The following is a 16692-nucleotide window of genomic DNA, read 5'->3' on the forward strand; positions in this document are numbered from 1 at the left end:
TCATGCCTTGGTATACCCTCACCCCCACCGACGTTTGGCTATTTCGGGATGCCAAACCCTTCGCCCCTGGAGAACGGGCCTGGGCCTCCGGGGCCAGCTTCCCCCCCAACGGGGATGCGATCGCCGCCGCCATTCGCCAACTACGACAACAAGACGACCACCTCACCCTCCGAGGTCCTTTCCTCTGCCGAACCCAGCCCCAGCCAGAACTCTACTTCCCCAGTCCCCTCGGATTTCTCGGCACCACCCCCCTCATTCCCTATCCCTGGCATCCCCAGGGCGATCGCATTGCCGCCCTTTGGGATGACAACGCCCCCGCCCCCCTCTTACCTCCCAACCTCGACCAAGTCCCAGAGGCCAACCCCAAAGGCGATGGCAAACTACGCCAATACCTCCCCGCCGCCGCCATTCAAACCTACCTAGAAACAGGAACCATCCCCGACAGCCATTGGCGGCTTGGGGACGACGAAGACAAAGAACCCTGGAGTCAAGAAACCCGCTCTCACAACGCCATCCAATCGGAAACCCGAACCGTCAAACTAGCCGACGGCTATTTCGTGGAAAACGCCATCCGCCTTCACCCTAACTGGGCCCTCGCCATCCAACTCGACTGTGAACTCGACAGTCCCAGCACCCTACGCCTCGGCGGAGAAGGACACCGGGCCGTCCTAGAACGCTGCGACCCCCTCGACGCCCAATGGCAGGCCCTCCAAACCCAATCCCACGCCAACTTCCAGCGCCAGGACCCCAGCATCGCCTATCTCATCACCCCCGGAGTCTTTGAACGTCACCACACGAGCAAAAACGGACATAACCACGGCTTCCGCACCGGTCGGGCCACCTGTCGCCCCTATCCTTGGGAATGGAAACTCGCCCCCAGTCGGCATCAGAACCAACCCAACCCAGACCAGCGCGACTCCGGATTAGTCAGCTTTGCCAGCGGTAGCGCCGTCCCCATCAGTCGCCGTTTACGACAAAAAAACACCAGTCCCAATGCCCGCGACTCCAGCGTTCCCGCCCCCCAAGTCTTTGCCGCCCCCCCCGGTAGTCTCTACTACCTCAACCAACCCCAACCCCTCTATCAAGACCGAGATGATATCAACCCCAAAACTCGCCGCTGGCGGCAACTGGGCTACTCAGAACTCCTCTGGGTTGTCCCCCCACCCAGCTAACCCCAGACCTCCCAGCTAAGGTCTGAGTCCCCCTCCCTACCGAACCTGCAACCTGCCGCAAATCTAACCCTTCTAAACTCCCATGAAACCGAACTATACCTATCTCTTTCTCCTCTCCCCCTTACACACCGGCGGAACCACCCAAGAAGGCAATCTCTTAGGCATCGCCCGAGAAGCCCACACCGACTTTCCCTATATTCCTTCGAGTAGCATTCGCGGTCGTTTACGAGCCTCCATTCACCAAAGCAAAGACCTCCAATCTCAGCTTTTTGGCACCGACCTCAACGACACCCAAGAGCTTAGCCAAGGCAGCATTTGGATTGGCGACGGCGCCTTACTTTGGGTTCCCATTTCCTCCCTCAGTCATGGCGTAATCTGGGTCAGTTGCCCTAGCCTGCTGCGTCGTTGGTCCAAATTTCAAGGCAACCTGCAAACCTCCATCCCCGAGGAGTACAGCACCAATTTATCGACCCAAAAAGCCATTTATCTCAAAGATGCCATCCTCAAACCCGGCAGTCTTAAGGAGTTCCCCAACTGGAGCGATTTTATCCCCAAAGACCCTGCCACCTCCGGCATCACGCGGGTGATTGTACTGCCAGACAACCACTATAAAACCCTCGTCCAAATGGGCTTATGGCGGCAAGTTAAAGTCAAACTCGACCAATCCAAAACCGTGGATGGCGGCTTCCGCTATGAAGAAGCCATCCCCCCAGATACCCTCATGTATTACACCTGGGGACTCACCAGTCAAGCCAGCAACGATGACACCGCTCAAGAGCAATTTTTGCAGATGCTGAGCCAACGTGACATCATGCAAATTGGGGGACAAGAAAGTTTAGGACGAGGATTTGTTCAACAATGGTGTCCACCGAATGCGTAACTGACCTGAGGGTTTCGAGCCATGAACCCCTCAAAAAAGGACTTGAACATCCTTAAAAAGCAGACCCCCATTTACCCGAAAAGCGCCCAAACTCATGACATCAAAACAACCCCAAAAACCAAAATCAAGCCCTGAAAAAACTACATTTGACCCGCGCACTCTCGGAACTCCGGTTTACGAAGCCTTGGATGCGTTACGGTCACAAAACTCCACAGACAATGCGCGATTGAAAGAGCAAAAAAGCCAAGCCGTTGAACTTTACACCTATCTTTCTACTTGGGGGATGATGCGCTTGAAAGCTGAAGAACAAGCCCTCACTTCAAAGGAAAAAGATGGTAAAAAAGACGTTGTCCAAAAGTATTTTTCCTGTCTGGCTCAGCTCTCCGGCGTTCATGAGTTAAACAGTCCCCAAGGTCTCACAAAACTGAAAGACCTTGATACAGAAGAATATCTAGGACTGACCGGTCTTGGACTGGCGATCGCCCAAGAATTTAGCTTCTGGGCCACCGCCGTTTACCATGATAGCGGAGACAACTGATGACCCCAGATCCCACGGCCAGACCGCAACGACCAGAACGACCGCAACGACCGCAACGACCGCAACGACCAGAACGACCGCAACAACGAAGATCAGACAGTCAACCTTCCCGGAATCGGTCTCAACAAATGCCATCTCAGCGAACAAATCCTCCCGTTCCTTGGCTGTACGACGAGCAAGAAATCACCCCCGACCCCAGCGCCAGTTTCGTCGAATACCTGCGTTGGATGCGTTCCCCAGACCATGAGCAGAAAAACCCCACCAAAGTCCAAATCCTGCAATTGGCCGAAAACCAAGCCGACTACCGCCAGCGGTTAGAACAACTCAACAAACGCACCAAACTCCTCGCCGAACGCGGTCAACAGGGACAAACCTTTCAGGTTAAGAGTTCCTGGCGTATTCGCGTTGGAGGACATCGTGGGCCCGAGAGTATGCTCCTACCCGCCTTTGACAGCCTCGGGATGCCCTATCTTCCCTCCTCCACCCTACGAGGCGTTGCCAGAAACCAGGCAGTTCGCGACCTCATGCAGCAACAGCAGCTTAATTGGAAACAGGCCAATAAAGCCGTTGCCCCTTGGTTCGGGGACTTAGACGCGCCCAACAAAAGCAACCAAGCGGGAAAAGTCGTCTTCCTCGATGCCTATCCCCTCCCCAAGCACATGGGCTTATCCGTGGACATGGCCAACAACATCTGGAACTGGGACAATGACAATCTCAAGTACGATCCTAAACCCAATCCCTTCCTATCGCTGAAAGAACCCACCTTTCTCATCGGCCTGCGCCTCGCCAGCACCTGTCAAGACTTGCAGGTCTTAGAAAAGGTTAAGACCTGGCTCATCAAAGGCTTACAGTCAGGGATTGGCGCCCAAGTCAACAGCGGCTATGGAGAACTGCTGACCGCCGGAACCTCCCACAAAGACGATGAGTTGCTACGACTCCCCTTCGCCCTGCAAGGTCAACTGATTCACGGACGGCAGACGTTTACCGATTGGAATTGGAATCAGCACAAAAACCAATGGCAAACTCGGGGTAAACCCGATGCTGAAGTGCGTCCCATCGCCCTGAAGTCCATGTTGCGCTATTGGTTCCGGGTCTTTGCCGGAGGAGTTTTATCCACAACAGCCGTCCAAACCCTAGAAGGGCAGTTATTTGGCGCCATCAATCCTCAGCAACAATGGGGCTGGGTCCGTTTTCATATCCAAGACGGCCGTGTGATTCAACGGGAACCTCGCCCCCATAAGGGAGGCCAAAATGATGCTTGTGGTGAACAGGAGGGAACCCTCATTCTCTCAGCCTCGTTGAATTTAGAGGAAACAGTCCGTCAGCCAGTCCAGCAGTTAATGAAGAACTTGACCTGGATGATGTTCCACCTTGGGGGTGTGGGTCAAGGAGCGCGGCGACCTTGCTATTCTCGTAAAACTCGCGAACGAGCACCTTGGTATCGCGGCGCCACCTTAATTCCTGAGAGTAAGGAGGCGTTTTGGGAATTACCGGATACTCCCCAAGACTTTCAACGCCGCTTTCAGCAGCGTTTACAGGGCTTTTATGATGCCTTACAGCAACTGACAAGAGACTCCGTCAATCCCCGTCAGTTGCGCTGCAATCCGGCACCACAACGGAGTCGCTGGTCAGAGTTTGCCGATGCCAATTGTCGTATTATTGCCTGTTCGGGTCGTATTATTGCCTGTTCGGGGGAGAGCGATTATGACAAACCCTATGCCTTAGCGGTGTTACATGATCAAGATTTAAAAATCAAAGACCGTCGCAATCAATGGGATTATGACGGGGATTTATGTGGCAAAGTCCGTGGAGGCGTGACTCCCTCCCCCGTGTGGATTGCTAATTTAGCAAATTATCAAGTTGCCACGGTTTTTGGGGCCAGGGAGACACCCCGTTCCACCTATGTAGAACACTTACGTCAGAAGACTGAAAACCGTCAATTTGCCCAAGTCTTCCCCTTCAATTAGGGGTCTCGTTCCGCAACGCCGGGGAACCCACCCCTTCATCCTCGTGTCATGGCTCTGCCATGATACGCACTCTGGGCGGCTCTGCCGCCTATTCTCGGGAGGCAGAGCCTCCCCAAGGGCATGACTTGGCTAGAGCCAAGTCACGAGGAACCGAGGAACACGTCACGAGGAAGAAACGAGACCGCTGAGGAATCAACATCCAGCAGCGGTCTGATGGGGATTAGCAGACGATCGCATCCCCATTCACATCTTCACATTGAGGCTCCTCCACTACAACAACTCCTCCCAACACCAACACCCACACCAACAGCAGTGACAACCAAGTCCGCATCCAGGTATCTCCCGTTTGTATTGCCTTCTCCTATAACAACGCAAATTTTTAGGAAATTTATGACTCTGACGCGAACGACAAAAATTTTTTTCTGGAGACCCCTAAACCCCTCTCCTCAAACAACAACCCTCAAGGCTTGAGACTGACCCGCGCCAAATTGCGCCAATAGCCTTCATCCCGATGACGCACATCGGTGGTATCGAGACAGGACTGCCAAAAAGGAGCCGCAGCTTCCTCTAACCCCTCCTCCGTCAACATAGCCCCATAGAGACAATAGGCTAAGGGAACCTGACGAGACGACTCCAACACCGCATCCAGATGCCGATAGGCCTGACCCCGTTGTCCCTGTTGCCATAACCCCCAGGCGAGAGTCGTTCGCATCTCTTCCTGCCCTAAACTCCCCTGGTCTATGAGGACGGATAAGCCTTTTTCTGCCAACGTCACAGCGAAATCAATCTCCTCTCCCTGTCGAATCATCATTTGGGCCTGACGACGATAGGCCTGAGGAAGTCCCCGCCGGCCCGCCGCCCCATACCATTGCAACGCCACCTCATCATCTCCCACCTGCTCATGCAGATAGCCCAACATATAGAGGGTGGTCCGTCGTCCGGGGTCTACCAGAAGAGTGAGATTCCAGAGGTCTTCAGCTTGGTCATAGCGATGCACCCCATATAAGGTAATCCCCTGTTGATGCAGCCAGCCCCCCAGCCAGCCCCGCCCCCAAAGCGTCAGGGCGATCGCCATCCCCCCCACCAGCCAACCCATACCAACCCGCTGCACGCCCTGAACCAGCCACCGCCGCCAGTCCCCAAACTCCTTCGACTCCAGCCGCCACTGAGGGGCGATCGCATCAGGATGTTGCACAATCACCGGCAGCCAACTGGCACAGGGAAAGCGATCCTCAATCCCCTGTAACCGTTCCCGGGCCTCCCGAACCGCCAAATGGAAGGGAACCCCCCGAGACAACAGCCCCAGAAACTGTTTCAGAAACATCTGGGCCACCCGATCGGGAACCGCCTCCCGCATGACAATCATCTGGGGAATCGCACAGTCATCTAAAGCCGTCGTTAAGCCCAAACCATCACAGGAATTAAAAATCGCCAATCTCAAACCCCGTTGAATCGCCTTAGACAGACCATAACGCAACTCATCCAGGCTCAACTGTTCCTCAGCATTGAGATACAGACAGCCCCGCTGGCCCTGCGTCTCACTATGACCGGCAAAAAAGAGAATATCCCAGGACTCCTCCCAGAGGCGATCGCTAACCATCTGACGACTCGGCGCCACCAAAAACGTCACCTCAGCCCCCGGTAACCCCTCCAAGAAGCGGCGATCGCTCTCCACATCAATCCCCTCATCGCTGCCCAAAATTGCCAAAATCCGCAACCTCCCGAGACCCTGGCCAGGGGTAGCTGGAGGCCGCATCCCCGTCACCGGGGAAAACATCAGCTCGGTTTTGCCATAACGGCGGTAAAACTCCCACAAATGCCACGGAAGTTGTCGCACCACCTCACTCTCACTGGCGATCGCTAAACGAATCTCATCCTCAAGACTCAACACCTCTCGCAGCCGGCGATCGATCGCCTGGAACCCCTCCGAGGTGAGCCACTGCTGAAAGGCTTGTCCTAACTGGGCTGCCGAAGTTTTACAAGCATCCATCGCATGGCCCATTCCCATCAACTTGGGCTTAATGCGAGCCGTCTGAGAGCGCGTGAAAGTCCCATAATGGTCTTGCCAATGCGATCGCACCCGTTCCCCCAACTCAGGACTTGCCGGTAACGTCCCCTTCACCCGCAACTGAGGCCGAGACCCCACCTCGCCCACTTCCAAAATCACCTCAAAGCCACGAGTTTCCAAATCCCCAATCAGGTGCAAAACCACTAATTTCGTCATAACATCAAGCTGGCGAACCCCTCCCTTGACGTTCATAGGCTTGGGCCAAACACTCATCCCGACTTGGAAGCGTCTCCTCAGGAGTGGCGAAGAGAGACAATTGCACCACCGGTATAGGCTGACTGGTGACGGCTTGGAATCCCTGCTTAATCAGGAGTCGTTCTTCGAGCTGATTCTGGGATTCTAACTCGCCACTTTGCAAGATATGATTGATAGTAATCTGAGGATTGAGCTGTTGAGCCTGACGACAGACCAGGATGGCGCGATGACAGGTCAGAGGGTCTTTCTCAGCACACATCACAGCAACGCGATGGGTTTGTAACCCCCTCAGCAGCCGTTCAAGTCCCTGCTGAAACTCTTGCGTTGCCGCAATTTTCTCATACCGCGCTTTCTTGCCCACATAACAGGCCAAATTACTCGGTTTTGCCCCGAGTTCTTTCCCCAAAAAGACATAGCGAATCCCCACCTCTGTCAGGGACAACTTCAGTGAGTCCTGATTGAAGTGGGGTAGAAAACGGCTATAGGGAGACGATCGCGCATCAGCCAGAGCCGTAATCTGGTGCTGCTTGAGGAGATTCAGGAAGGCCTCGATGCTAGCGTTGGAATGTCCAATGCTGAAAAGTTCCATAGTTCTCTCAGGACGGGGGAATTAGGAAGGTAGAACGAGGCGGTTGACAGATAACCTAAGTCATACTTGATTATGAAAGATGGCTCAGATTCTGTCAATGTGTTATGGTCTCTAACTTACGGTCGGCGGATGTTGCAAGTCTTCCGCTCCCGGTCAGATTCAGGAAATTGCCAAGAATAGGCAAAATGACTAATGGAATCGACCCCAGGGGCCACCTGACGAATCGCAGACATCTGAGTTTCCAGAGACGGACGATTGGTCATCGGCTGTCCCCAAACCCCAGCCAACGCCGGAACCACCCGAGTCTCGTCTGAAGCAAAGGCCATCACCCGTTCCATTTGGTCCGTTAAACAACTGGTATCGCCACAGACCCCGTAAATCATAGGATGCCATTCCATGGAGGAAGAAAAGCGGTCCCAGGGTTGTAGGCGGGAATCAAACCCCTGTTCTCCCACCGGTTGATTGCCATTGGGGAAAAACACTGCCCCCGAGGGAATGTTATTTCGGCTCACTTGGTCCGCAGACCGATGGACGAAATCAAGAATTCCCTGCACCGCATGGGCGACCGTTAGATTCCAGAGATATTGTTGTAGGGAGATGGCGGGGCGGCTGACGGCTTGCCAGCGAGGTTCTTCGTCGTCAGGATGGGCCTGACGAATCTGTTGCACATCCCCGTTGTTTAAATAGCCTTGTTGCAAATAACGCTCCAACAACCCACGGGCCAGACCATTGCGAGAGCGGTCTAATAGGACATTGCGGGAAGCTTCCCCGTGAATCCAGAGTTGGCGGACATTCGTGGCCACCGAGTCCCCTCCCGGCAGGCGGGGATAGCGGACATAATCAAACAAGACCCCATCCGGCTGTCGTTGCAGGATGGCATGAAGTAGCCATTCATAATCTCGCCGGGCCTGGGGACTGTAGGGGTCGATAAAGGTTTGTGAGGCGTAACTATGGAGTTCTCGGTCATAGGTGGTTCCCTCGGGCCGAGTGCGGTTGAGGGTCGATTCATTGGCCCCATTGCGCGCCACCGCATTGAAGCGATCGGGCCGTTGTCCGTAGGAATAGCCAAAATTCATCGTAAACACCCAAGCATAAACCTTGAGTCCTCGCTCATGGCCCTTACGAATCACCTCCGCTAATAAATCGCGATCTCCCAAATCGGGCGATCGCACCACCGACGGCCAAACCGTGCCATTGTCATTCAGGGGCAACAAGACCTGTCCGTCATAAAAAACTTCGACATAAATCTCGTTATAGCCACGACTGACGATGCGATCGAGCACTTCATCGAGAACCCCAGGCTGAGCATCGCAAGGATACAGCCGTAACCAGAGGGCCAGGTTTTGTGGCCAATTTTCCCGACGACAGGTTTCTAACTCCGTGGCGTGGTACTGAATCAGGCGACGATACTCCGCCTCGGCTTCCCCATCTCCCTGAAAAGCCGCTTGACGCAAATTTTCCTTTTCCACAATCGCCTCAGTTGGGAGGCGACAAGGGTTCGACGGGCGAAACTGGGCCTGAGCCATCCCAGAACTCATTAAAACCTGTCCCAGTCCCAAAGAGAGGGTTATCGCCATCGACGAGACTCGGGCCGAAACACCAGCCGAGACGGTGTTTCCCAAATGGGTCACCAGCCTCGATGCGGTGGAGGAACAGGCAGAAAACAGGGCTACCATAGGGCCTAACTCAACTGTGGAGGAAACGACGTTAATCCCAAATGCAGGCGATCGCGGGATTAATCCGTCTAAAACGACGCGATCGCCCTGAGTTTAGCGTTTCATCGACCCCGTTGCACAGCCATTTCCACTTGTTTAAACTCTTGTTCTAACCGAGTTTTGAGCTTATTAGACAACGGACGGTTGCCATAGGAGCGATAATGACCCGCTAAGGCATCCAAGGCCGTGTGCATCGTCGTGAACGAAGGCAGACTCGAAACCGAGGAATCCCGGCGATAGAGAGAGAAAAAGTTATCAATACGGGTTTTCGCTTCCGCTTGCGCTTCCATTTTCTCCGGGGTTCCCTCAGGCAGTTCAATGGCCTCCCGCAAGCTGCTTACCAACGCCAAGGTATCTTGGCGATAGTCTCCGGTTAAGTTAGACCCAGCGGAACAGCCAGTGAGTCCGACCACCGCAACCAGTAAAAGGGCCAAAAGGCGTGAGACTAATCGATTCATAAAAAGTTACCGAGGAATAGACAAATTTCAATCTTCACAATCCTACCAAAAATTTTGGGGTTAGAGCCTCGCCCTTCTAGGGCGACTTTTTGATTGCATATTTCAACAATCCGTGCTAGCCTAAAAAATAAGGTGTCGTTTTTAGGCAGTGATTAACCTCACATACCAGTACAAACTTGCGCCCACTCAACAGCAGCAACAGACCTATGACGAATGGCTAGAAACCTCTCGTCGGGTCTGGAACTTTGCTTTGGCAGAGCGCAAAGACTGGTACAAGTCGAGAGCCTGTGCCATTGACCGATGCTCTCTTCAAGGTGAGTACGTCATGTCCCCCGACGCACCGCGACCCAGCTTTTCAAGCCAGTGCCAAGCCTTAACCCAAGCTCGAAAAGTCTATCCTGAGCTAGGTACAGCTAACGCTCAAATGCTGCAACAGGTGTTGCGACGTTTAGAGAAGGCCTTTGTCTCGATGTGGGAGAGAGGACATGGATTCCCCAGATTTAAAAAACCGGGAAGATTACGTTCTCTGCTGTTTCCACAATTGGGAAAAGACCCCGTTCGGGGAAACCGTGTCAAACTCCCTGGGGTAGGCTGGGTGAAAATGCGACTCTCACGACCGATTCCTGAAGGCTTCGTTATCAAACAAGCCCAGGTGGTCAAACGTGCTTCCGGGTGGTACGTGATGCTAACCCTTCAGTGCGATCTTGAAGTTCCTGATATCCTGCCCCACGGGGAAGCCTTGGGAATTGACGTAGGATTGAGCAGCTATCTGGCCACCTCTGCTGGTGAGTTAGTACCAAGACCCCGATTCTTTAAAGACCTCCAACGCAAGCTGAGATTGCTGCAACAAAGAGCGTCTCATAAGGTTAAAGGGTCAAATAACTGGCGTAAGGCTCACTATAAGGTCGCCAAGCTGCACGAATATATCCGCAACTGTCGTCAGGATTTCTTTTATAAACTGGCTCACCGTCTCTGCGACGGCGTAGGGATGGTGTTTGCAGAGAAACTCAACTTCAAAGCCTGGGCGAGAGGCATGTTTTCAAAGCATACTCTCGATGCGGCTCACGGTGAGTTTTTGAGGATTCTCAAGTGGGTGTGCTGGAAACGTGGTGTCTTTTACGCTGAAGTAGACTTCACGGGAACCAGCCAAACCTGTCCCAGTTGTGGTACCAATACAGGTAAGAAAGAGCTTTCAGTTCGCGTACATCGCTGTCCTGAGTGTGGATATACCACAGATAGAGATATAGCCGCCGCGCAGGTGGTCGTACAACGTGGACTTGCAGCCGTCGGGCAGACGGTCAAGATGTTTGGCGAGGGGTTAAGCACTGGCTCCCCATAGACCCAAGAATCCCCACGCCGTGATAGCTGGGGAGTGTCAACGTGAGATTGATCATCCCTGCTTAGCGGGAATTAGCTTCACCGGTTCCCCAGGTCAATGGCATAATGCCTACAAGTATCTCTGCCCTTGTTCGTCCTCTGTCGTCGCCCTGCCATGACTAACCCCATCTTTACCGCCCTCGCTGTCGCGGCCCTAGTTCTGCTGGCCCTCGTCACCGGCGGAATTACCTATCTCACCTTTGCCGAATGGCGCGATCGCCGTCGCCAGGATCGAGAAAAACGCGAACAACGATAACCCATAAACCTGAAGCAAGCCCAACCCCCTGTGCTATATTGGTTAATTGCTGAGTTAACCGAGCCTCTAAACCTATCTTATGTCTCTGACCCAAACCGAAAAGCAAGAAATCTTTTCCCAATACCAGACCCACGAAACCGATACTGGGTCAGCGGAAGTCCAAGTTGCCATGCTTACCGAGCGCATCAACCGCCTCAGTATGCACCTGCGCAGCAACAAAAAAGACTACTCCTCCCAGCGGGGACTCATGAAAATGATTAGTCAGCGCAAAAGCCTTCTCGGCTACATCCGCAAGAAAAGCGAAGAGGACTATCGCAACCTCATCACCCGTCTGGGGATTCGCGGTTAAGTCCCCGACGTTCCCCCGGTCGTTCCCTTGCCGTTATCCTCCCACTTAACCATGGCTTCCGACTCCTCCCGCGATCGCCTACCCTTTGAACCGGCAAAGAAGCGCAAAAAAGACAAGGCCCCCAAATCCCAAAGCAAAGGGGAATCGGGGGCCTCTAGTCCCAAAGCCGCCGCGTCCCCCAGCCCCGCCAAAACCAGCGACAGCCCGGCCCAAAGCGTCAAGAACCCCAGCGTCAAAAAACAGCCCATCCCCGAAGCGGTGAGTCGTCGGATGATTACCCGCATGGCCCTATTCAGTGGAACCCCCACCAGCTTAGGCGTCTTGAGCCTACTCGGGAGCTACTTTATCATTCAAAAAGAATGGTTCCCCCTACCCAGCATCGCCGTCCTCCTCGTCAGTAGCGGCTTATTTGGCTTAGGCGTTTTAGGATTAAGCTACGGACTCCTCTCCGCCTCTTGGGATGAAGACGATCCCGGCAGCAAACTGGGGTGGCGAGAGTTCCAAACCAACTTCGGGCGAATGCGGCAAGCCTGGAAAAAAGAATAGACGGTATCGAAACAAGCCATCGCTGTACCATGGCCAACGGCAAGGGGTGAGTCGCGAGACTGACCTCTTTTTTGTTGAGGTATATCGCTTAGCATATTACCGTTTTCTTGTCAATAGCCAGGCTGCCCTAAAAATCTGAATAGAATAGAATATAGATTGCATTAATCACCCGACGACATCGGGACTTGGCTGGCTATCAACGCCAAACATCGTGTTATAGGAGAAAACCTGAATGATCATTGTTATGAAAGTGGGGACTCCCCAAGAGGAAATCGATCGCCTCAACCAGGAAATGTCCTCTCGGGGACTTACCCCAGAAACCATTTTTGGGCGCTATAAAGTCGTCATCGGCTTAGTGGGGGACACCGCCGAACTTGACCCCTTACAGCTACAAGAAATCAGCCCTTGGATTGAACAAGTCCTGCGAGTTGAAGAACCCTTCAAACGGGCCAGCCGGCAATTCCGTCATGGAGAAGCCAGTGACATCGCCGTCACCACCCCCGAAGGGCCCGTTCTCTTCGGAGAACATCAGCCCGTGGTCACCATCGCCGGCCCCTGTTCCGTCGAGAGTGAAGAAATGATCGTCGAAACCGCCCTGCGCGTCAAAGCCGCCGGCGCCAAATTCCTGCGGGGAGGCGCCTACAAACCCCGCACCTCTCCCTACGCCTTCCAAGGTCATGGAGAAAGCGCCCTGGGCCTCCTAGCCAGCGCCCGCGAACAATCCGGCTTGGGCATCATCACCGAAGTCATGGACGCCGACGACATCGAGAAAATCGCTGAAGTGGCCGACGTGCTGCAAGTGGGGGCCCGCAACATGCAGAACTTCGCCCTCCTCAAGAAAATCGGCGCCCAAAACAAACCCGTTCTCCTCAAACGGGGGATTTCCGCCACCATCGAAGAATGGCTCATGGCCGCCGAATACATCCTCGCCGCCGGGAACCCCAACGTAATTCTCTGCGAACGTGGCATTCGCACCTTCGATCGCCGCTATACCCGCAACACCCTGGACCTATCTGTCCTCCCCGTCCTGCGTAGCCTCACCCATCTCCCCATCACCATCGATCCCAGCCATGGAACCGGCTGGGCCAACCTCGTCCCGGCCATGGCCAAAGCCGCCGTCGCCGCCGGAACCGATGCCCTCATGATTGAAGTGCATCCCAACCCTCAAAAAGCCCTCTCCGACGGCGCTCAATCCCTCACCCCTGACGAGTTCGAGAGCCTCATGGCTGAACTGGCGGTCATCGGCAAAGCCGTCGGACGCTGGGAAAAAGAAGCGGCATTAGTCTAAACGCCCCTACCAGGGCAACACCTCCCCATTCGCGTGCCAAAACCTGCCCGTTGTCTCTAGGGTGAGGTCATCAATCCGCTGTAACAAACCCCCAACGGACTCCGCTGGGGGGATTCCTGTATAGTTGGTCATGGGAGTACTCACCAAACCCGGATGAAGAATCGCCACCGCAATCCCCCGAGGTTTCAGGTCATGGGAGAGAGATTTCCCCGCCATCGACATGGCCACCTTCGACATCCGATAGCCATAGGACCCGCCCGAGGTATTATCACCAATCGACCCCATGCGACTGGTCATAAGAATCAGCTTCGACCCCTCAGACAGGTTGGGCAGCAGTGCCTGAGTCACCCGTAAGGTCCCGATCGCATTCACCTCAAACTGGCGACGGATCGAGTCAAAATCGAGATGTTCCAGAGGAATCGACTGTAAAACCCCAGCATTATTAATGAGAACATCCAAAGGCTGGCCATCCAAGCGAGCGGCCAAACCCTTCACCGCCGCATCGGACGTAACATCGACCCCCGTTTCCACCCGAATCCCCAATTTGTCCAATTCAGGAGAACTCGAACGACAGGCCGCAATCACCTCATCGCCTCGTTCTTTCAACTGTCGGCAATACTCACATCCAATACCGCCGCTTGCCCCAGTTACAAGATAGGTGGCCATAATACTTAGATTTCACTCCCAATATGAACGTTTCCTCGATCCAGTGTAAGAAATTCCCACCAGATCCTACGATATTGAAGCAAGAGGGCGACCACAGAGGGCGACCACAGAGGGCGACCACAAGGGTACGCCCCTACGGAGGGCGACCACAGAGGGCGACCACAGAGGGCGACCACAAGGGTACGCCCCTACGCTCGCTGACCGCAAGGGTACGCCCCTACGTCTTCCCCTATTGCCTACTGCCTACTGCCTTCTTCCCCCCATGCTCATTCTCACAGCCCCTACGTCTTCCCCTATTGCCTACTGCCTACTGCCTTCTTCCCCCCATGCTCATTCTCACCCTCCTCTCACTCACCATTTGGATCACCCTCCTGGCCTTTCGCGGGCAATTTTGGCGATCGCACATTCAACTGTCCCCGGTTCCCCCCAACTTCGACACCTTACCCAGCGTTTGTGCCATCATCCCGGCCCGTAACGAAGCCGACTTACTACCCAAAACCCTGCGATCGCTCCTCCTCCAAGAAAACATCAGCCAATTGCGGGTGATTCTCGTCGATGATCGCAGCGACGACGGAACCGCTGATGTGGCCCGGGCGATCGCCGCCGACATCAACGCCCTCGGAGAAGAATTAAACCTCACCCTCCCCCAACTCGAGATTATCACCGCCGATCCCCTTCCCCCCGGTTGGAGCGGTAAACTCTGGGCCATGGACCAAGGAACTCGAGATTATCACCGCCGATCCCCTTCCCCCCGGTTGGAGCGGTAAACTCTGGGCCATGGACCAAGGTGTGCATCATGGAGAACGCTACAGCCCAGACTACTACCTCCTCACCGATGCCGACATCCAACATCACCCAAGTGCATCATGGAGAACGCTACAGCCCAGACTACTACCTCCTCACCGATGCCGACATCCAACATCACCCACAAAACCTACAGCAACTGCTCTTCAAAGCTGAACGAGAAGGCCTCGATCTCGTCTCCCTGATGGTGAAACTACGCTGTCAGAGTTTCTGGGAACGATTGCTTATTCCCCCATTTATCTATTTCTTTCAAAAACTCTACCCCTTCGACTGGGTCAACAACCCCCAAAAATCCACCGCCGCCGCTGCCGGAGGCTGTATTCTCATCCGTCGCCCGGCCCTAGAACACATTGGAGGACTGGCTGCCATCAAACAGACTCTCATTGATGACTGCGCCCTCGCCCAAGCCGTCAAACGGGGTCAAGGTCAGGAGTATCATGGCATTTGGTTAGGCCTAAGCCACAAGACCATCAGTTTACGCCCCTATCGCTCGCTCTGGAGTATTTGGGGGATGGTAGCCCGCACCGCCTACACCCAACTGAAACACTCTCCCCTCCTACTCCTGTTTACCCTGCTCGCCATGGGAGTCACCTATCTTGTTCCCCCCATCGCCCTAATTTGGGGCATCCTCAACAGCGACTCCTTTATCGCCTTTATCGGCTTCGCCACCTGGTTCTTAATGGCCTTTTCCCTCCTCCCGACCCTACGCCTCTACCAACAACCCCCCTTCCTAGGACTCATTCTGCCCCTAATTGCCGCCCTCTATAGTCTCATGACCCTGGATTCCGCCCTACGCCATTGGTTCGGCCGGGGCGGCGCTTGGAAAGGTCGAGTCTATCGGGGCAAGGGTACAGCCTAAACCCATCATTGCCCTATCCCCAACCGCCTAAACAGTATAAGATTATCTTTGCTGGCAAACCGCCAGAACACCGTTGTTATGAGAAGGTTATGGACGCGGCTGAACTATTAAATCGCTATGGCACAGGCGTTCGCGATTTTAGTGGCGTTGATTTAAGACGCATTTCCCTAAGTCGAGCCGATCTCTATCAGATCTGCTTGAAAGATGCCATCCTCAGCGGCGCCTCCCTAGCCGATGCAGATTTGCGCGGCGCAGACTTGTCAAAAACAGATTTTGTCGGGGCCCGTCTCAATGGCGCGTCTCTGGTGGGTGCGACGCTCTATGGTGCTGATTTGACGCAAGTGGAAATGCGATCGGCAGACTTATATCGCGTGGATTTGCGCCAAGCCTGTTTGAAAGGCGCAGACTTGTATGAATCAGACTTTCGGGAAGTGAACCTCGAAGGAGCAAACCTCTGTGAAGCCAGTTTACGAGGGGCGAACTTTCGCCAGGTGAAGCTGGATCAGGTAAAACTCCACGATGCCGATTTACGGGGTGCCGACTTACGAGGGGCCAGTTGGCTGGGGGTGGAACTGATCCGCGCCTATTTTGAAGAGGCCAATCTCAGCTATGCCAATATGGGCGGAGTCTCCTTTGATGGCGCCAATCTACAAAAGGCCAACATGAGTTGTTCGATTTTAAGTGGCGCGAACCTGACGGAGGTCAATCTCTCGGGAGCGTCCTTAAAAGGAACGAAGTTAGATCAAGCCAATCTCTACGGTGCCAATCTCAGCAATGCCGATTTGACGCAAGCGGATTTGAAGATGGCAGATTTAACCAGTGCCGATTTAAGTTACGCCAACCTCACAGGGGCTGACTTATGGGGCGCTCACATGACCGCAGCCAACCTCCACGGCGCAATTCTCCCTGACGGAACTCGCCAAGGTTAGGGGTGGGTTATGCCTACTGCCTTCTTCTTCCCTGTT

The 16692-nt window shown here is 54.3% G+C and carries 17 protein-coding genes; 12 read left to right on the forward strand and 5 right to left on the reverse strand.

From position 1 onward, the window contains the following. The first annotated feature begins 2 nt into the window (after positions 1 to 2). The 4 genes from L855_RS20235 (at position 3) to L855_RS20250 (ending at position 4557) form a co-directional block, all read left to right on the forward strand. Positions 3 to 1172: a type III-B CRISPR module-associated Cmr3 family protein gene (locus L855_RS20235; protein ID WP_159790732.1), complete on the forward strand. Its 1170-nt coding sequence runs from the start codon at positions 3 to 5 to the stop codon at positions 1170 to 1172. An 82-nt stretch (positions 1173 to 1254) separates the two neighbouring features. Then, positions 1255 to 2052: a type III-B CRISPR module RAMP protein Cmr4 gene (cmr4, locus tag L855_RS20240; RefSeq protein WP_159790733.1), complete on the forward strand. Its 798-nt coding sequence runs from the start codon at positions 1255 to 1257 to the stop codon at positions 2050 to 2052. A gap of 94 nt (positions 2053 to 2146) precedes the next feature. Further along, positions 2147 to 2590: a hypothetical protein gene (locus L855_RS20245; RefSeq protein ID WP_159790734.1), complete on the forward strand. Its 444-nt coding sequence runs from the start codon at positions 2147 to 2149 to the stop codon at positions 2588 to 2590. Further along, positions 2590 to 4557: an RAMP superfamily CRISPR-associated protein gene (locus L855_RS20250; protein ID WP_159790735.1), complete on the forward strand. Its 1968-nt coding sequence runs from the start codon at positions 2590 to 2592 to the stop codon at positions 4555 to 4557. Before L855_RS20245 ends, L855_RS20250 begins: the two co-directional genes overlap by 1 nt. Positions 4558 to 5017: 460 nt before the next feature. Here L855_RS20250 and L855_RS20255 read toward each other — a convergent pair whose 3' ends face one another. From L855_RS20255 to psb27, 4 genes are all read right to left on the reverse strand, one after another. Next, entirely contained in the window at positions 5018 to 6817 is a 1800-nt protein-coding gene (locus tag L855_RS20255; protein WP_159790736.1) for a CHAT domain-containing tetratricopeptide repeat protein, read from the reverse strand. After that, positions 6786 to 7409, reverse strand: a complete 624-nt coding sequence (locus L855_RS20260; RefSeq protein WP_159790737.1) for a DUF488 domain-containing protein — start codon at positions 7407 to 7409, stop codon at positions 6786 to 6788. The genes L855_RS20255 and L855_RS20260 overlap by 32 nt, the downstream gene beginning before the upstream one ends. Before the next feature lie 116 nt (positions 7410 to 7525). Then, positions 7526 to 9085, reverse strand: a complete 1560-nt coding sequence (locus L855_RS20265) for a family 10 glycosylhydrolase (RefSeq protein WP_159790738.1) — start codon at positions 9083 to 9085, stop codon at positions 7526 to 7528. 101 nt (positions 9086 to 9186) lie between these two features. Beyond that, positions 9187 to 9582, reverse strand: a complete 396-nt coding sequence (gene psb27, locus L855_RS20270; protein WP_159790739.1) for a photosystem II protein Psb27 — start codon at positions 9580 to 9582, stop codon at positions 9187 to 9189. A gap of 148 nt (positions 9583 to 9730) precedes the next feature. On the opposite strand from psb27, the gene L855_RS20275 reads away from it, so the two are divergent. The 5 genes from L855_RS20275 to aroF all read left to right on the forward strand — a co-directional run bounded on the left by L855_RS20275 (position 9731) and on the right by aroF (position 13398). After that, positions 9731 to 10921, forward strand: coding sequence for an RNA-guided endonuclease InsQ/TnpB family protein (locus L855_RS20275; protein ID WP_159790740.1), 1191 nt, complete (start codon positions 9731 to 9733; stop codon positions 10919 to 10921). Positions 10922 to 11074: 153 nt separating this feature from the next. Next, the gene (locus L855_RS21265; protein ID WP_192925052.1) at positions 11075 to 11215 is read left to right on the forward strand and encodes a hypothetical protein; all 141 of its coding nucleotides are present in this window, start codon (positions 11075 to 11077) and stop codon (positions 11213 to 11215) included. A 79-nt stretch (positions 11216 to 11294) separates the two neighbouring features. Further along, positions 11295 to 11564: a 30S ribosomal protein S15 gene (rpsO, locus tag L855_RS20280; RefSeq protein WP_159790741.1), complete on the forward strand. Its 270-nt coding sequence runs from the start codon at positions 11295 to 11297 to the stop codon at positions 11562 to 11564. Between the two features lie 51 nt (positions 11565 to 11615). Then, positions 11616 to 12110, forward strand: a complete 495-nt coding sequence (locus L855_RS20285) for a PAM68 family protein (RefSeq protein WP_159790742.1) — start codon at positions 11616 to 11618, stop codon at positions 12108 to 12110. 232 nt (positions 12111 to 12342) lie between these two features. Next, positions 12343 to 13398, forward strand: a complete 1056-nt coding sequence (gene aroF / locus L855_RS20290) for a 3-deoxy-7-phosphoheptulonate synthase (protein WP_159790743.1) — start codon at positions 12343 to 12345, stop codon at positions 13396 to 13398. A gap of 6 nt (positions 13399 to 13404) precedes the next feature. On the opposite strand, the gene L855_RS20295 is transcribed toward aroF, so the two are convergent. Further along, positions 13405 to 14064 (reverse strand): SDR family oxidoreductase, encoded by a 660-nt coding sequence (locus tag L855_RS20295; RefSeq protein ID WP_159790744.1) that lies wholly within the window; start codon positions 14062 to 14064, stop codon positions 13405 to 13407. Positions 14065 to 14390: 326 nt separating this feature from the next. Here L855_RS20295 and L855_RS22050 point away from each other — a divergent pair, with 326 nt between their 5' ends. From L855_RS22050 to L855_RS20305, 3 genes are all read left to right on the forward strand, one after another. Then, complete coding sequence (locus L855_RS22050; RefSeq protein ID WP_246199223.1) at positions 14391 to 14831, forward strand: glycosyltransferase; 441 nt, start codon at positions 14391 to 14393, stop codon at positions 14829 to 14831. A 29-nt stretch (positions 14832 to 14860) separates the two neighbouring features. After that, positions 14861 to 15727 (forward strand): glycosyltransferase, encoded by an 867-nt coding sequence (locus L855_RS22055; protein ID WP_246199224.1) that lies wholly within the window; start codon positions 14861 to 14863, stop codon positions 15725 to 15727. A gap of 89 nt (positions 15728 to 15816) precedes the next feature. Next, the gene (locus L855_RS20305) at positions 15817 to 16656 is read left to right on the forward strand and encodes a pentapeptide repeat-containing protein (RefSeq protein WP_159790745.1); all 840 of its coding nucleotides are present in this window, start codon (positions 15817 to 15819) and stop codon (positions 16654 to 16656) included. Positions 16657 to 16692 lie beyond the last annotated feature (36 nt).

Source organism: Sodalinema gerasimenkoae IPPAS B-353 (genome assembly GCF_009846485.1).
Lineage (GTDB): Bacteria > Cyanobacteriota > Cyanobacteriia > Cyanobacteriales > Geitlerinemataceae > Sodalinema > Sodalinema gerasimenkoae.

Bases quoted from the DNA above. Each gene is read 5' to 3' on its own strand.
- L855_RS20235 (WP_159790732.1), top strand. From the start codon at position 3: ATGCCTTGGTATACCCTCACCCCCACCGACGTTTGGCTATTTCGGGAT.
- cmr4 (WP_159790733.1), top strand. From the start codon at position 1,255: ATGAAACCGAACTATACCTATCTCTTTCTCCTCTCCCCCTTACACACC.
- L855_RS20245 (WP_159790734.1), top strand. From the start codon at position 2,147: ATGACATCAAAACAACCCCAAAAACCAAAATCAAGCCCTGAAAAAACT.
- L855_RS20250 (WP_159790735.1), top strand. From the start codon at position 2,590: ATGACCCCAGATCCCACGGCCAGACCGCAACGACCAGAACGACCGCAA.
- L855_RS20255 (WP_159790736.1), bottom strand. From the start codon at position 6,817: ATGAACGTCAAGGGAGGGGTTCGCCAGCTTGATGTTATGACGAAATTA.
- L855_RS20260 (WP_159790737.1), bottom strand. From the start codon at position 7,409: ATGGAACTTTTCAGCATTGGACATTCCAACGCTAGCATCGAGGCCTTC.
- L855_RS20265 (WP_159790738.1), bottom strand. From the start codon at position 9,085: ATGGTAGCCCTGTTTTCTGCCTGTTCCTCCACCGCATCGAGGCTGGTG.
- psb27 (WP_159790739.1), bottom strand. From the start codon at position 9,582: ATGAATCGATTAGTCTCACGCCTTTTGGCCCTTTTACTGGTTGCGGTG.
- L855_RS21265 (WP_192925052.1), top strand. From the start codon at position 11,075: ATGACTAACCCCATCTTTACCGCCCTCGCTGTCGCGGCCCTAGTTCTG.
- rpsO (WP_159790741.1), top strand. From the start codon at position 11,295: ATGTCTCTGACCCAAACCGAAAAGCAAGAAATCTTTTCCCAATACCAG.
- L855_RS20285 (WP_159790742.1), top strand. From the start codon at position 11,616: ATGGCTTCCGACTCCTCCCGCGATCGCCTACCCTTTGAACCGGCAAAG.
- aroF (WP_159790743.1), top strand. From the start codon at position 12,343: ATGATCATTGTTATGAAAGTGGGGACTCCCCAAGAGGAAATCGATCGC.
- L855_RS20295 (WP_159790744.1), bottom strand. From the start codon at position 14,064: ATGGCCACCTATCTTGTAACTGGGGCAAGCGGCGGTATTGGATGTGAG.
- L855_RS22050 (WP_246199223.1), top strand. From the start codon at position 14,391: ATGCTCATTCTCACCCTCCTCTCACTCACCATTTGGATCACCCTCCTG.
- L855_RS22055 (WP_246199224.1), top strand. From the start codon at position 14,861: ATGGAGAACGCTACAGCCCAGACTACTACCTCCTCACCGATGCCGACA.
- L855_RS20305 (WP_159790745.1), top strand. From the start codon at position 15,817: ATGGACGCGGCTGAACTATTAAATCGCTATGGCACAGGCGTTCGCGAT.